This window comes from Pseudoalteromonas sp. APC 3495, assembly GCF_030407645.1.
Lineage (GTDB): Bacteria > Pseudomonadota > Gammaproteobacteria > Enterobacterales > Alteromonadaceae > Pseudoalteromonas > Pseudoalteromonas tetraodonis.
Genome location: NZ_JASDDA010000009.1, coordinates 1 through 14,393 on the forward strand (window position 1 = coordinate 1; position 14,393 = coordinate 14,393).

11 protein-coding genes and 1 tRNA gene are annotated in these 14,393 nt (G+C 41.3%); 1 reads left to right on the forward strand and 11 read right to left on the reverse strand.

Annotated features, from left to right (window positions below; genetic code table 11):
- Positions 1 to 40: 40 nt before the first annotated feature.
- Positions 41 to 116 (forward strand) — tRNA-His (locus QL984_RS05405).
- Between the two features lie 719 nt (positions 117 to 835).
- On the opposite strand, the gene QL984_RS05410 is transcribed toward QL984_RS05405, so the two are convergent.
- The 11 genes from QL984_RS05410 to trmJ form a co-directional block, all read right to left on the reverse strand.
- Entirely contained in the window at positions 836 to 3,385 is a 2,550-nt protein-coding gene (locus tag QL984_RS05410; RefSeq protein WP_290172058.1) for an EAL domain-containing protein, read from the reverse strand.
- A gap of 4 nt (positions 3,386 to 3,389) precedes the next feature.
- Positions 3,390 to 4,931 (reverse strand): PAS domain-containing methyl-accepting chemotaxis protein, encoded by a 1,542-nt coding sequence (locus QL984_RS05415; RefSeq protein ID WP_273001581.1) that lies wholly within the window; start codon positions 4,929 to 4,931, stop codon positions 3,390 to 3,392.
- A 473-nt stretch (positions 4,932 to 5,404) separates the two neighbouring features.
- Positions 5,405 to 6,832 (reverse strand): NAD-dependent succinate-semialdehyde dehydrogenase, encoded by a 1,428-nt coding sequence (locus QL984_RS05420; RefSeq protein ID WP_273001582.1) that lies wholly within the window; start codon positions 6,830 to 6,832, stop codon positions 5,405 to 5,407.
- Positions 6,833 to 7,760: 928 nt separating this feature from the next.
- Positions 7,761 to 8,099, reverse strand: coding sequence for an ISC system 2Fe-2S type ferredoxin (gene fdx, locus QL984_RS05425; RefSeq protein WP_008113929.1), 339 nt, complete (start codon positions 8,097 to 8,099; stop codon positions 7,761 to 7,763).
- Positions 8,100 to 8,110: 11 nt separating this feature from the next.
- A complete protein-coding gene (gene hscA / locus QL984_RS05430; RefSeq protein WP_290172060.1) occupies positions 8,111 to 9,973 on the reverse strand; it encodes a Fe-S protein assembly chaperone HscA in 1,863 nt (620 codons plus the stop codon).
- A 41-nt stretch (positions 9,974 to 10,014) separates the two neighbouring features.
- Positions 10,015 to 10,542 (reverse strand): co-chaperone HscB, encoded by a 528-nt coding sequence (gene hscB / locus QL984_RS05435; protein WP_008113925.1) that lies wholly within the window; start codon positions 10,540 to 10,542, stop codon positions 10,015 to 10,017.
- A 70-nt stretch (positions 10,543 to 10,612) separates the two neighbouring features.
- A complete protein-coding gene (gene iscA, locus QL984_RS05440) occupies positions 10,613 to 10,936 on the reverse strand; it encodes an iron-sulfur cluster assembly protein IscA (protein WP_008113924.1) in 324 nt (107 codons plus the stop codon).
- 9 nt (positions 10,937 to 10,945) lie between these two features.
- Positions 10,946 to 11,329, reverse strand: coding sequence for a Fe-S cluster assembly scaffold IscU (gene iscU, locus QL984_RS05445; protein WP_008113923.1), 384 nt, complete (start codon positions 11,327 to 11,329; stop codon positions 10,946 to 10,948).
- 40 nt (positions 11,330 to 11,369) lie between these two features.
- On the reverse strand, positions 11,370 to 12,587 hold the full coding sequence (locus tag QL984_RS05450; protein ID WP_008113922.1) for an IscS subfamily cysteine desulfurase: 1,218 nt from the start codon (positions 12,585 to 12,587) through the stop codon (positions 11,370 to 11,372).
- Between the two features lie 24 nt (positions 12,588 to 12,611).
- Positions 12,612 to 13,103: a Fe-S cluster assembly transcriptional regulator IscR gene (iscR, locus tag QL984_RS05455; protein ID WP_008113921.1), complete on the reverse strand. Its 492-nt coding sequence runs from the start codon at positions 13,101 to 13,103 to the stop codon at positions 12,612 to 12,614.
- A gap of 202 nt (positions 13,104 to 13,305) precedes the next feature.
- Positions 13,306 to 14,031, reverse strand: a complete 726-nt coding sequence (trmJ, locus tag QL984_RS05460; protein WP_013463999.1) for a tRNA (cytosine(32)/uridine(32)-2'-O)-methyltransferase TrmJ — start codon at positions 14,029 to 14,031, stop codon at positions 13,306 to 13,308.
- Between the last annotated feature and the right edge of the window lie 362 nt (positions 14,032 to 14,393).

Below are 14,393 nucleotides of genomic sequence, written 5' to 3' on the forward strand. Positions count from 1 at the left end.
ATGTATTATGCGCGCCACACCAAACAAGGTGTATGTAGTGGCGGTTGTAGCTCAGTTGGTAGAGCCCCGGATTGTGATTCCGGTTGTCGTGGGTTCGAGCCCCGTCAATCGCCCCACTATTTTCTAAGTTTCCTCAGTAATATCTAAAGTTAATTCATAACTTCATTATTAAAAATCAAATTATAGTTTATTTTGATACACCGAGAAAAGCCACGGCTGCGGGTAACGGGTTTCAGGCTATAAGTCCTAGCACCTAGTCACTTTAATCTCTTACTCTGTGTTCTCTTTACCTCTGTGGTAAATAAAATAACTAAAAAATATAACAATAAGCCGCCCTGCGGCTACCGTGAGCAAGCTCTACGTCTACAAAATATTTTAATTTACCCGCGCCACGTCGCTCGTAACCTTTCGCCTTTAACCTTTAAAAAAGTTACATGTGCGCGGCGTAAAGCCCCGCCAAAAATATTTTTTACCACAGAGAACACCGAGGCGCTACGCGCTACACAGAGAAGAGCTACGGATAGCAGGTTTCGGGCTATAAGTCCTAACCCCTAGTCACTTCCCTAGCACCTAATCACTTCCTCTGTGTTCTCTTTACCTCTGTGGTAAATAAAATAACTAAAAAATATAACAATAAGCCGCCCTGCGGCTAACGTGAGCAAGCTCTACGTCTACAAAAAATTTTAATTTACCCGCGCCACGTCGCTCGTAACCTTTCGCCTTTAATCTTTAAAAAAGTTACATGTGCGCGGCGTAAAGCCCCGCCTACAAAACAATTAAAACGCGGTGGTTCCCCGAAACTCGTTGCCCGTTGCCCGCGCTCCGTTGCCGTTTATTAAAGGCACTCTTTCCACTGTTCAATAGGCAGTGGCTTTGAAAATAAATAGCCTTGAAATAAGTTGCAACCGCGCTGCTTTAAATAATTAAATTGCGCGGGTTCTTCAACGCCTTCAGCAACGCTATTTACACCTAAAGCACTGGCCATGTCGATGATCATATTCACAATAGTTTTACTTGAATTATCATCAGTATCCATAATGCCATCGACAAAGTATTTATCTATTTTAAGCTCAGAAATTGGCAACTCTTTCAAATAACTCAGGCTTGAATAACCCGTTCCAAAGTCATCAATTGAAAACCTAAAGCCCTTTTTATTAAGTTCAAGCATAGTCTCTTTTACTAGTTCGATGTCTGACACTAAAGTCGTTTCGGTCAGCTCAATCACTAAGTTACGTGGTGACACTTGCCACTTATGAACACTGGCGAGCAATTTTTCCTTAAAATCGGGGGCTACAATTTGTTTAGCGCTAATGTTAACGGCAATACAGGTGTTTTTTCCTGCTCGGCTGACTTCATGCAGCAACTTACATACTTGATCAACCACCCAATCGCCAATTTTAATAATGGCTTCACTCTCTTCTGCTAGGGGTATAAATTCCCCAGGGCTTATTACGCCTAATTCCTCAGAATCCCAACGTAATAATGCTTCGGCTGAATTAAAGGTATTTTCATTAATAAATTGTGGCTGTAGTACCAGTGTTAATTCATCACTTTTATCAACATTTATTAGTAAGTAACGAATTTTATTGGTACGTTCGTAACGTTTTAATGCATCTAAATCTGCAAAGTAATAACCAAAAGGAGACAACTTTTTGGCTTGTTTTAGTGCGTATTCCAACTTATCAAACATAGAGCTATAGGAGTCTCTACTCGCATTAATAATTGTACTGCCCAACGAGGCGCTTAGTACCACATCAAGATCACTGATCTTATGTGAGAAGTTATCTAGCGCTAATATTTTAGAGTCTATACTTGGTTGTTGTTGCTCTAGGTAGGATAAGTCATTACTTATATTGGCGCTTATAATTAAAAAAGAATCGACTCCGCTTTTGTATAGCTTGTACTCGCCCTGTACCGCATTTGATAGTTTTTTAGCCGTTAAAATGAGTGCTTCGTTGCCCGCCTCAATACCGTACTTAAAGTTAAATTGCGCTAACTTATCCATATCTAATAATGCAGCATATATATAGCCATTATTAATGCTGGCACTTTGTAGTAAACTTCTGCATTCGCGCTCAAACCACCGCTTATTTTTTAATCCTGTTATGGGATCTGAATAAGCTAAATTATAAATGGTATCTTGCGCTTTGAGTTTTTCACTAATATCTCTAACTACACCAATATATTCAACGCTTTGCTCATTAACTGCTTTGGTAAGTGACAATTCTATTTGAAAAATAGTGCCGTCTTTTTTTCTTGCAGGTAGTTGCCTACCAACACCAATAATTTTAGCCTCACCTGTTTGCTCATAATTTCGCATATACGAGTGATGCTTAGATGCATAAGGCTCAGGCATTAAGTTGTTAATCGACAAGCCAAGCATTTCATTTTGCTTATAGCCAAACATAGTTAATGCGGTTGAGTTACAGTGAACAATAACGCCTTGCTGATTAATAGTGATCACTGCATCATTTAAGTTATTTAAAATAGCTTCAAGGCGATTATTTTTATCATCAACCTTGGCCTTTAATTCATACTCTAAAGTGACATCTTCAAAAGCACCATGCACTTTAATAACCTGATGATCATCATTAAAAACAGGGTGACCACTCGTCCGTACCCACTTTTTATTGCCATGAGCATCTACAAACTCAAAGTCTTCACAATAAGGAAGACCATGTGTTTGCAAACGATTAAAAAAATCACGAATACGCGCTTGCTCTTTTTCACCAGCATAATGCGCAATCGCTTGTGTGGTCGTGAGCGGTTTGCGCTTATCAAGGCCATAAATATTATAAACCTCGGGTGAATAATTTAGCTCGCCGGTTGAGATTTTGTATTCCCACGTGCCTACCTTCGACATAGCTTCAACAGCACTAAATAGTGATTGCTGTGAGCTTGATTTATCTTCTAAAAAACACTTTTGCAGGAACACTGCTGTATAACTCGCAAAGCTAATTAGCCTTGGTAGGTAGCGTTCGATTGTTGGATCACTATTTAAATAAAGACCAACCAGTACGCCGCTTAATTGGCCTTCATCATTGCTTATAGAGACGCCAATGTAAGCTTGCGCATTTATAGTTTTTAGTAGCTGATTTTCAGGGTAGTGTTGTTGTAATTCATCCGTTATAAAACACGCACTTTTTGAAGGTAGTTGTTCACAAGGCGAGCCTTCTAGCGAATAAGAAAAGTTATCAACGACCTCTGCGTTATGTAAAACCAACTGCGTAGTGGCTAATTTATCTTCATTTACAGAGGCAATAAATAAGTAATCGGCTTTAATTTCGTGCTGCAGTACTCTCAATTGTGCACTTAAATTTGCACATTGAGAATACGATACATCATAGGCTGTACCTATATCTAACTGCTTGCTATCCTTGCTCACTTTACTAACCTACTTTGAAAGAAAGACCTAATGACGCTAATGCTTTAGAGTGCTTTTCAATCGCATCAGACTCTGCCCCTACACAATGCGCTTGGGCTAAGTTTTCTGAAGACGCACTACTAATATTGGAAATATTGCGGCTAATTTCTTGCGATACCATGCTTTGCTCTTCCGCAGCGGTTGATATTTGCGTTGCTAAATCGGAAATATCTGTAATTGCTGCATAGACTTTTGAGACGATATCTTGGCTATTACGGGTTTCTTTAACACATGTTTCAGCAGCGTGTTTACCCGCTTCCATTGTTTTTGACCAGTTGAGTAGCGTAGATTGCATTTCAGATATTGAGACTTGAATTTGCTCTGTGGCGGTATGCGTTCTGCTTGAGAGTGCACGTACCTCATCAGCAACAACCGAGAAACCTCGGCCATGTTCACCAGCACGCGCAGCCTCAATAGCGGCATTAAGTGCAAGTAAATTTGTTTGATCGGCAATCCCTTGTATCTCTTGCATTATTCCACCAATTTTTTCAGCCTCTATTGCTAACTCACTCGCAGAGCTTGCTGAGTTATCAACTTCAGTTGCAAGTAACGACACCTCTCGCATTGTCCCTGACATGGCTTGCGTTGCTGACTCACAATCTTGGTGAGCTTGTTGCACTCGTTGATTAGTAACTAAGGTATTTTTAGCCACCTCGTCAATTGAATGCACCATTTCTTCGACCGCAGACGATACCTGATGTAATTCAGACGCTTCTTTTTCAACGCCAGCCTGCGCAGCTTCAGCACAAACTTTAAGCGAATCAGCTCCTTTGCTAAGGCTTAAAGTGCCATCAATAATACGCCCAACAATGGTCGTTACTTTACCCTCAAGTAATTTAATCTGAAAATCACTATAGCTGAGGCTATCGCTACCAGAATAAATATGCCGAGATACGCTATCTGGGCCTGCTTTGGTTTTTTTGATTTTGCTTTGCGAGCGAATTAACTCTTCATAAAAAATAACAAAAGGCAGAGGAACAAACAGCAAACATAACCAGAACATGTAACTTGTTAACCAAGCAATTAAAGCGGCACACCCAATAAATAGAGGCAATTTAAATGCAGCTAATTTTTCACTTAAAGGCGTAATTGATTGACCGTTGTTTAAACGTTGGTAAAGCTTTTCTGCGCGGTGTTTATATTCTGGAAGGAGTTGTTGACGAACTGATTGATAACCTACTTTTTTACCGTTTTCGTAAATAGGGGTAACAAATGCATCAACCCAGTAATAACGCCCATCTTTACATCTATTTTTTACAGCTCCTCGCCATGCGGTATCGCTTTTTAAATTAGACCACATATCACCAAATGCCGCAGGTGGCATATCTGGGTGACGAACCATATTATGATTTTTCCCTTTTAACTCATTGATGGTATACCCTGAAACTTTACAAAAGCTATCATTTGCATAGGTGATAACCCCTCGTAAATCTGTTGTAGAAACTAATTCTTCGTCAATGCCAAACGAAACTTCCTGGTCTACCGTTGCTTGATTTCTTCTACTCATAGTGGGTGCTTCATTATTTTTTAATGGGTGAATTTGCGGGATGTTAATTTATAAATGTATAAAACACAATTATACATTATTACTATATTCTAACAGTTCAAAAGAGCCTGAAACTTCATATTACACCTCAGTTTAGTAAAAATATACATTTAAAAACATGAGGTTACAAAAACTCACAAAAACAAACGAGAATAGTTATTACTTTATTTTAAGCTTATATACAAAGTTTAAACACCAATCACTGCTTATAGAGTAATTTTAGACCGAAGCGATAAGGTTCGCCACAAAAGTGGCTAAAAAAAATGCCACCAAATGGTGGCATTTACACACGGGGGTATTTCTACTTATAGAAATTTTTTTACTATTTTGTTACGAAAAATATATATTAAAAAGGTAACATTTAGCCCATTATCTAGCAACATTTAACCGAGTTTTATCTTACAACCATTAACTCATCGGAACAGTCTTAATCATTACACCTTAATACATACGTATTTTTCTTCTAAGTACTCATCTAAACCCTGATGCCCGCCTTCACGACCAAGACCTGATTGCTTTACACCACCAAACGGCGCAACTGGGTTTGATATAACTCCCTCATTTACACCTACCATGCCAAACTCTAGCCCTTCGCTTATACGATAGATTTGTTTAATGTTTTGGCTATAAAAGTACGCAGCTAACCCATAAGGGACGTCATTAGCAAGCGCAAGTACTTCGCTTTCTTCATCAAATGGGATCACCGTTAATACAGGACCAAACACTTCTTCGTGATAAATATCCATTTGTGTAGTGACATTGGTGACTATTAATGGGTTTTGAAAACTGCCACCTAAATTGCTGTTATCTCCAATTAGCGTAGCGCCTTTATCAAGAGCGTCTTTAATCAGTTGTTGCACTTTCTCTTTTGCTTTGGGGTAAATAAGCGGCCCTATGTCGGCATTTTCATCAAAACCGTTCGCAACTTTGAGCGCAGCGACTTTGGGTGTAATTTTTTCAAGCACGTCATTTAATATATTACGCTGAATAAAAATACGATTTGCTGCAACACAAGCTTGTCCTGAGTTTCTAAATTTGGCCGCCATCAATCCATCAATCGCATCGTCAATATCAGCATTATCAAATATTATAAACGGGGCATTTCCCCCCAATTCCATTGAAGTACGCTTTATTGTAGATGCACATTGAGAGAGTAACTGCTTACCTACACCGGTAGAGCCAGTAAAAGTAAACTTACGTACCACCTCTGAGTCTGTCAGCATTTTGCCAACCTTTTTGGCATCTTGTGACACAAGCACATTAAATGCACCTTTAACAAAGCCAGCCTGATCAGCTAAATAAGCTAAAGCGATAGCACATAATGGTGTGTGCTCAGAAGGCTTGAGTATAAAACTACAGCCCGCGGCATAAGCCGGCGCGACTTTTCGAGTCACCATAGCAACAGGAAAGTTCCATGGCGTAATACCTGCTACCACGCCAATAGGTTGCTTGAAGCTAGTTAAACGATGACTGTTATCGGTGGCGGGGATAACATCACCGTAGCTGCGTTTAGCTTCCTCTGCAAACCATTTAATAAAGCCAGCCCCATAATCTATTTCACCAAGAGATTCTTTAAGCGGTTTTCCCTGCTCTTTAGTCATAAGTGTAGCAAGGGTTTGTTTGTGCTTGATCACTAGATCATACCAACGCATCAAGGTTTCGCTTCGCTCGGTCGCATTGGTGGCTTTTAATTTTACAAAAGCGCCTTGTGCTGCTGTTATGGCATTTTTTACGCCTTGCTCGTCAATATCACTTACATCAACAATACTTTGTTCGGTGGCCGGATCATCAACGCTAAAACGTGAGTTGGTTTGATAAAATTCACCGTTAATAAACGAGTCTGAAAAAATAAGATCACTCAAAATATACCTCCAAAATGGGTTTTGGTTTTTTGGCCTCGAGCTTCGGGCTTCGGGCTTCGGGCTTCGGGCTTCGGGCTTCGGGCTTCGATAAATTAAAAAGCCTTGTGGTTAACGCTACAAGGTTTTTTATTTTAAATGTGTACATTTGCGCGTTAAGCCCTCGCCTACAAAACAATGTTCGCCACCTTTTAGGCGGGAGTTTACCTCGCGCACTTATAGAGCTTTTGGCTTACCCGCGTCTCGCAGCCCGTAACCCGTAACCCTTTACCTTCAAGCTTTGTATTTATTCACTTCCTCTACGCACTCTGTAATCTCTGTGGTAAATAAAATTACTAACAAACGCGGAATAAAACCGCTTTAAAAAGCATATGCACAAAGAGAAGTGAATGAGAAGAAAATGAGAAAGCACTAACCATTAGCCTGAGTGATTAATTGTTTTGTCACTTCCTCTAAAAGCGCAGCGTCTCTTAACCTCTTTGTGCATAATTTTATTACCTTTAACCACATTTGCGCGGCGTAAAGCCCCGCCTACAGGTTATTTTAATTTACCCGCGTCTCGCAGACCGCCGCTCGTAACCTTTTGCCTTTCGCCTTTAACTTTAAAAAGACGCGGGGTAAACCCGCTGCTACTTCTGCTCGGCGTAAAGCCCCGCCTACAAAATATTTACACCACAGAGAATACAAAGGCGCTTCGCGCTACACCGAGGGGTTAAGGTAAATAACACTAAACCTTTGCCTTTGCTCACTTTCTCTGTGATCTCTGTGGTGAATAAATCACTAAAAAATCAAATAATGAGCCGCTGCAAGGCTAACTTGAGAAAGCTCTACGTCTACAAAAGATTTGTCTGCGCGGCATAAATCTTCGCCTAAAACAAAAAAGCCGCTGTATCAAACAGCGGCTTTTAATATGATAGTCATTAATTAAAAACTAGTGTTCTTCATTAACGATATTGAGATTGTACTTAGGTATTTCAACCACTAAGTCTTCATCTCTGATAATTGCTTGGCAACCTAAGCGCGATTCAGGCTCTAAACCCCATGCTTTATCTAGCATGTCATCTTCTAGATCATCACTTTCATCTAATGAGTCAAAACCTTCACGGATCACTAAATGACACGTTGTACATGCACATGATTTTTCACAGGCATGAGGAATGCTAATGCCATTTTTAAGCGCGATATCAAGTACCGTTTCGCCAGCGGGCGCTTCTATTGCTGCACCGTCAGGACACAACTCCGGATGGGGAAGAAAAACAATTTGTGGCATTCTAATCTCTCTTATATATTGTCTACTGACTGACCCGTTAAGGCTTTTTTAATTGACGCGTCCATTCTGCGCGCGGCAAAATCACTGCTCGCATTATCCATTTTTTCAATGGCCGCTTTAATTTCGCTTGGCTCTTGCGCACTCTCGCGTACTTTCGCAAGTTCGCTTATTTCCACTTTTAGCGTCGCTAATTGCTCAGGCTCAAGTAAATCGCCATCAGCAGCTAATGAGGCTTCCATCGCTTCTATTACACGAAGCGCTTCAACTTGTTGCTCTTTGAGCATACGCGCTTGCATATCGCCTTTAGCGTTACTCATCGACTCTTTAAGCATATTAGCAACTTGGTCGTCAGACAAACCAAACGACGGTTTTACTTGTATTTCTGCTTGGACACCCGTTGATTTTTCCATGGCTGATACGCTTAGTAAACCATCAGCGTCTACTTTAAAGGTAACGCGAATATGCGCCGCCCCCGCCGCCATAGGAGGAATACCTTTTAAGCTGAACTTTGCCAGCGATCGACAATCGTCAACCAGTTCACGTTCACCTTGTAATACATGCAACGACATGGCCGTTTGACCATCTTTAAACGTAGTAAATTCTTGCGCACGTGCAACCGGAATCGTAGTATTGCGTGGAATGATTTTTTCAACCAAGCCACCCATTGTTTCAAGGCCTAACGACAACGGTAACACATCAAGTAATAACATGTCGGAATCTGGCTTGTTACCAATTAATACGTCAGCTTGTAATGCAGCACCCAGTGCAACAACGCGATCAGGGTCAATTGAAGTGAGTGGCTGTTTATCAAAAAATTCACCGACTTGAGTACGCACTAATGGCATACGGGTTGAACCACCAACCATTACAACTTGTAATACTTCTTGATTTTCAATACCGGCATCTTTTACTGCACGACGACATGAGCGGAGCGTTTTTTTAACCAGTGGCATAGCGAGCTCATTAAATTTTTCTCGCGTTACTTCAACCATGTATTTTTCATCGTCAAACTCAAGGCCAACATTCACTTTTTCGTATTGGCTGAGTGCTTCTTTACAGGCTTTGGCTTTATTAATGAATAAGCGTAATACCGAAGGAGATAAGCTTGTCACGCCGGTTTCTTGTTTTAGGTAATCAACTAATAATGAGTCAAAGTCGTCGCCGCCTAGGCTAGAATCGCCACCGGTGGCCAGCACTTCAAACACGCCTTTATTAAGACGCAGAATAGAGATATCAAAAGTACCGCCCCCTAAATCATAAACGGCGATAATACCTTCTTGCCCTGAATCTAAACCGTAAGCAACGGCAGCGGCAGTAGGCTCGTTTAGTAAGCGCAGTACATTAACACCGGCAAGCTCAGCCGCATCTTTGGTGCTTTGACGCTGTGCATCATCAAAATAAGCTGGTACCGTAATCACTGCCCCTAAAATATCTTGATTACCAAAGCTTTGCTCAGCGCGTACTTTTAAAGCATTTAAAATATGACTTGAGGCTTTAACTGGGCTGATTTTTCCCGCAGCCGTTTCGATAGCCAATGCACCATCATCATCGCAAAACTGATAAGGCAGTTGGCCATAGCTTTGTTCTATTTCGGTTTGCGTTTTACCTAAAAAGCGCTTCACTGAAATAAGCGTATTAACCGGATCGAGTGTAGCCGCTTGCATTGCATCATTACCCACGGTAATGCCGCCAGCTTGATAACGAACCACTGAGGGTAACATCGCTTCGCCTGACTCATCAGTAATAGTGCGTGCTTCGCCGCTTTGTACGGTTGCCACTAATGAATTTGTAGTGCCTAAATCAATTCCAATGGCTAATTTGTGTTCATGTGGTGCCGCGCTCTGCCCCGGCTCAGCAATTTGCAATAATGCCATAATGCTCTTTAAACTCGTGTTGCTCGCTTTGCAGCAAGTAATTAATCGTCAAATAAACTGTCTTCAATGCGTTCAAGTTCGTCTTGTAACTTATATACAAATTTTAATTTGCGAATGTTGTCAGCAGCGTGTTGATATTGTTGCTCATCGTTGCTTGCAAGTTGCTCAGCCAATTCGTTGCTATACTGGGCTTTTAATTGCTTTATTTGCGACTCAAAATTAGCAATAGCGATATCTGGATCACTTGCAGAGGGAAGTTCTTCAAGCTCTTCGCGCAGTTCCATTTGTTGCATCAAGAACATGGGATCTTGCAATGTTTGCTGCTCAGCGCGAATATCAACGCCCAGCTCACTCAACATATATTCAGCACGTTTAACCGGATGCTTAAGTGTTTGTAATGCGTCGTTAATTTCAGCGGTACTTTGTACGGCCATTAATTTATCACGACTGCTGGCATTAGCATGACGATCAGGGTGTACAGCACGTTGAAGTTCTAAGTAGTGCTTGTTGATCATTGCTAAGTCAATATTGTAGTCAACCGGTATTGCAAATAACTCAAAATAACGCATAACTTCTCACAAATGACAAAGCCCTACATTAACTGGCAGGGCTTATTTATATCTTAAAACAAGTTTGAGCTTAAACGGTAAAGCTTTCGCCACAGCCACACTCATCAGCTTGGTTAGGGTTATTAAATTTAAACCCTTCATTTAAACCTTCTTTAGTGTAGTCGAGCTCAGTGCCGTCGATATAAACTAAGCTTTTAGCGTCAACAATTAAGGTAACGCCTTTGGCCGCAAATGTTTCATCGTCATCGTTTAGCTCATCAACAAACTCTAGAACATAAGCAAGACCTGAACAGCCCGTCGTTTTAATGCCAACTCGCAGGCCAATGCCTTTACCACGGTTTGCTAAAAATGATTGTACGCGGTTTGCTGCCGCATCTGTCAATGTCACTGCCATGAATATCTCTTAGTTTGTATGTTTGCTTTTGTAATCTGCAATTGCTGCTTGAATTGCATCTTCGGCTAAAATTGAGCAGTGAATTTTCACTGGTGGTAATTCTAGCTCTGCGCTGATATCGGTATTTTTGATAGTCGCAGCTTCGTCTAATGTTTTGCCTTTAACCCACTCTGTTACCAGCGAAGATGAAGCAATTGCGCTACCACAGCCGTACGTTTTGAATTTTGCATCTTCAATAACGCCTTCCGCCGATACTTTAATTTGCAATTTCATTACGTCACCACATGCTGGTGCGCCTACCATACCCGTTGCCACTGACGGATCATTTTTGTCTAGAGCACCTACGTTACGTGGGTTTTCTACGTGGTCGATTACTTTATCACTGTAAGCCATAATTCTATCCTCACTACCTGCTAGGTATGGGCTCCACTAATTAGTGGTGCGCCCATTCAACTGAATCTAAATCAACACCTTCTTGGTGCATTTCCCAAAGAGGAGACATTTCACGTAAACGGCCAATCGAGTTTTTCATTAGCTCAACGGTGTAATCAATCTCTTCTTCGGTGGTAAAACGGCCAATACTAAAACGAATCGAGCTGTGCGCTAGCTCGTCGTTGCGACCTAATGCACGTAATACGTAAGAAGGCTCTAAGCTTGCAGATGTACAGGCTGAACCTGACGATACCGCAATATCTTTAACAGCCATTAATAACGACTCACCTTCAACAAAGTTAAAGCTAATGTTGACAATACCAGGTACTGATTGGTCTTGCGTGCCGTTAAAGTACACTTCGTCCATATCCGTTAAAATGCCGTCGATTAGGCGTTTACGCAACGCACTGATGTGTGCGTGATCTTTTTCAAAATCTTGTTTTGCAATTCTAAATGCTGCGCCCATACCCACTAATTGATGGGTTGCTAATGTACCAGAACGCATGCCACGTTCATGGCCGCCACCGTGCATTTGTGCTTCTAAACGTGCACGTGGTTTACGACGAACATACAAAGCACCTACGCCTTTAGGGCCGTATACTTTGTGCGCCGAGAATGACATAAAATCTACTTTGGTTTGTTGCACGTCAATTAAAACTTTACCCGCACTTTGTGCTGCATCTACGTGGAACATAATTTTACGTTCGCGACACATTTCACCAATAGTATTGATGTCTTGGATTACACCTAGCTCGTTATTTACATGCATGATACTTACAAGCACGGTGTCGTCACGCATGGTGTCAGCTAATTTTTGCAGATCAAGTAGGCCGTTTTCTTCAACGTCCATGTAGGTTACTTCAAACCCTTGACGCTCAAGTTCACGACATGTGTCGATAACCGCTTTGTGTTCAGTTTTAGCGGTAATAACATGCTTACCTTTTTTCTTGTAAAACTGAGCTGCACCTTTAATAGCAAGGTTATTTGATTCTGTTGCACCCGATGTGAATACAATTTCACGTGGGTCTGCATTAATTAAATCAGCAATGTCAGTACGTGCTTGGTCAACGACTTCTTCAGCTTGCCAACCAAAACGGTGTGAACGCGATGCTGGATTACCAAAATTACCGTCCATAGTCAGGCACTGCATCATTTCTTTGGCAACTCGTTCGTCAACAGGCGTAGTTGCTGCGTAATCTAAATAAATCGGTAACTTCATTTCTCTCTCCGCTGCAGGTCAACCTTAAAGTTGACAGCTTACTTGAATATTTTCCAACTGCTTAATTGCATCATTAACGCTGTTTTCTTGGCGAAGAGCGACCGCTTTAACGTCCGACTTTTCGACCAGTTCAGCTAAGGTAATATTATTTAAAAATTCTTCAATTCGTGCGCTTAAGTCTGACCACAATGTATGGGTTAAACAACGCATACCACTTTGACAACCAGTATTGCTTCGCTGACACCGTGTAGCGTCAACAGATTCATCTACCGCATTGATAACATCGCCAACTGAAATTACGTCAGCCTCACGTCCTAGTAAATAGCCCCCACCAGGACCTCGAACAGAACTCACTAGCCCATTTTTACGTAAACGGGCAAATAATTGCTCAAGATAAGACAAAGAAATTTCTTGGCGCTGCGAAATATCTGCAAGCGCTACAGGGCCTATATTTGCATGTAGTGCAACATCCAGCATGGCTGTAACGGCGTATCTGCCTTTTGATGTTAACTTCATAACGCCCCCCGCACAAAAGAGTGCAAATTTTAATTACCAGAGTAGATTAGTCAAGTATTATCCTGATTGGCTAGCCTCGAATGCCAGCCGATAAACTTGTAATACCCGACTGTTTTGGTCAAGTATTGGGTCTATTGTAATTACCTGAGTAATTTAGTCAAGTATTAGTAGAGCAATAAAGAGCGCTATTTATAACTAATTGCTATTTTATAGACTTATTAATTGAGGTAAGAATACCTCGTAATATGTTCATTTCAGCATCTTCAGGGCGAGCACGATTAAACAAGCGACGTAGCTTAGTCATTACCATGCCTGGGTGCTGCTTAATGATGAAGCCTGTTTTAAACAAAGTGTCTTCAAGATGTTCGTAAAACAGTTCTGTTTGTTTAGACGATGGATATAGGGTGTCGTCTTCTTCTTGAACAGCCTTAGGTTGCTGATTTAAAAACGCCATACGCGTTTCATAACATAAGGTTTGCACAGCCATGGCTAAATTAAGTGAGCTGTATTCTGGGTTAGCAGGAATACACACATGGTAATTACACAGTTGTAATTCTTCATTAGTTAAGCCACTGTTTTCACGGCCAAACACAAGCGCTACAGGGCCGTTTACGGCTTCGCCAACAAGCTTTTCACCACATTCTCTCGGCTCTACCATAGGCCACGACAATGTACGCGAGCGGGCGCTAGTACCAATCGTTAATGCACAATCAGCAATCGCATCTGCAACACTATCAACAATAACGGCATTGCCTAGCACATCAGTCGCACCAGCAGCGAGTGCACTTGCATGGCTGTCTATTTCACAGGCTGGATCAACAAGGTATAACTTTGATAATCCCATGGTTTTCATGGCGCGCGCCGCTGAACCAATGTTACCAGAGTGTGATGTGTTTACTAAAACGATGCGAATATCATCTAAGATCATTACAGTGCTACTTATCGAGTACAAAAAAATTGCGCAAATTCTAGCATGAAAACGCGCTGAGATCCTATATTCAATAGTCGAGATCTAAAAGATCAGTTCGGGGTTCGGGGTTCGGCAGGATTGTGTTTGGTATTAATTAAAAAGCAATTCGTCATTTATTTATTCATCACCTAACCCTTCAACTCTTGATAAAGCAAATTATAATTGGCAGTTACACAACATTAATTACACCCTCGGAGCCTTTACCCTATACGCGGCATAAAGCCCCGCCTACAAAATAGTGTGCGCCACCCCATCAACCTTAGTTTACCTCGCACACGTTTTAGGCTCGAAGCCCGTCGCTCTTAGCCCGTTAACCTTTA